Source organism: Segatella copri, from assembly GCF_019127135.1.
Taxonomy (GTDB): Bacteria; Bacteroidota; Bacteroidia; order Bacteroidales; family Bacteroidaceae; genus Prevotella.
The window spans coordinates 1-1,927 of sequence record NZ_JAHOEA010000131.1; the positions used below are offsets into that span (position 1 = coordinate 1).

At 41.5% G+C, this 1,927-nt stretch carries 1 protein-coding gene; it reads left to right on the forward strand.

Annotated features, from left to right (window positions below; all coding sequences use genetic code 11):
* Positions 1 to 166: 166 nt before the first annotated feature.
* Positions 167 to 1,723, forward strand: a complete 1,557-nt coding sequence (locus KSW37_RS15445) for an IS1182 family transposase (RefSeq protein WP_254881142.1) — start codon at positions 167 to 169, stop codon at positions 1,721 to 1,723.
* Positions 1,724 to 1,927 lie beyond the last annotated feature (204 nt).

Sequence of the window (1,927 nt, forward strand, 5' to 3'; positions counted from 1 at the left end):
GAGGGTGTGTCATAAGTCTGTGACGCACCCCTTTTTATTTTTTGCCTTTTCACAGATACGAAATCTTTAAAAAACATTTTTATTTACAACAAAGCCCAAACTTTCACAAGCTCGGGCTTTGCCTTTCCGCAAAAGATTTGTATCTTTGCAGAAAACTTCTTTAAGTATGGCAAAGATACAAATAAAATCTGAAACTCGGCACGAATTGAGCTTTTTTCCTAACTCTTTCGATGATTATGTGCCAAAAGACAGCAAAGTTCGTATGGTGGATCATATTATTCGCAGTATGGACATCAACCCTCTCATGGATACCTATGATGGGATTGGTGCTCCTCCTTATAGTCCGAAGATGCTTCTAAGTTTAGTTGTTTTTGCCTATATCAATGGCGTTTATTCCTGTCGTGGCATAGCGGACGCACTTAAATACGATGTTCGCTATATGTGGATTTGTGGAGGTAAGCAACTATCTTTCGCAACAATCAACCGCTTTAGATCCAATCATATGATTAAATGCATCGACTTTTATTTTGATGCAGTCGTCTCCATATTGGTTGAAAAGGGCGTGATTAGTCTGGAGGAACAATATGTTGATGGTACTAAGATAGAGTCGAAAGCAAACAAGTACACGTTTGTATGGAAGAAGACTGTGGAAAAGAACAGGGCTAAGCTCTTGGAAAAGACCTCTGCTGCATTGGCTCAGATAAAAGAACAAATTCGCCTGAATGGCGGGAGTGACATTAAGGAAGAAGACTGCGAGCCAGCCACTTCCGCCAAGGATGTAAAGAGAAGTGCACGTTTGTGTGAGAGGCAAGCGAAGAACCTTCCTAAGGCAAAGCTTACAGGAAGAGAGAAGCAAAAGCTAAATACTCAGATAGATCACTTGTTCAAAGCCTCGGACAAACTGTGCGAGTATGAAAAATCACTGGATATACTGGGCGAGAGAAACAGTTACTCCAAGACTGATCCCGATGCGACCTTCATGCGCCTCAAGGAAGATGCCATGAACAATGGGCAGACAAAGCCTGCCTATAACCTTCAAATTGCGACAGAGAATCAATATTGGACGAATTTCGCCCTTTATCCCAATCCAACAGACACCCTGACCTTCAAGCCTTTTTTGGATAAGTACAAGAAAAGATATGGAAAGCAATCCAAGAGCGTCACCGCAGACTCAGGGTATGGCTCGGAGGAGAACTACGAGTACCTAGAGATGGAAGAGATGATGGGTTATGTAAAGTACAACTGGTTTCACAAGGAACAGCATAAGCCTTTCAAGGAGGATGCCTTCAACCAAGCGAACTTCTACTACAACAGGGATGATGACTATTATGTCTGCCCCATGGGACAACACATGGAACCTTGTGGACAACGGCAAACGAAAAGTGACTCCGGCTATGTGTCTGTCATTACATTATATAGAGCACAACGATGTGATGGATGTCCGCTTGGAAGTCTCTGCAAGAAATCCAAAGGCAACAGAACCATATATGTCAACCATAAACTGAATGCATATAAAAAGGAAGCCTTCCTGCTACTAACGTCTGAAGAGGGCTTGAAACACAGAAGCCAGCGACCGATAGAGCCGGAAGCTGTATTTGGGCAGATGAAGGCGGATATGCATTATAAGCGATTCAGGCATTTTGGAATGGACAAGGTTTATATGGATCTAGGATTGTTCGGAATGGGATTCAATTTGAAGAAATATTTGGGTATAAAACGATAAAACTCAATTTTGGTTGTTTTATCGTCAGGGATAACTATGCCCTTTTGTGGGCTTTGGGGCTGTTTTGTTATCGATAAAACAAGAAAAGTAAAGTTTCTATACAATATAATAAGATTTCCTTTGTGAAGAAAGACTACGATTCAACTAGAATATATAGAAACACACACAAAAAAAGGGTGCGTCACAGACTTATGACACACCCTC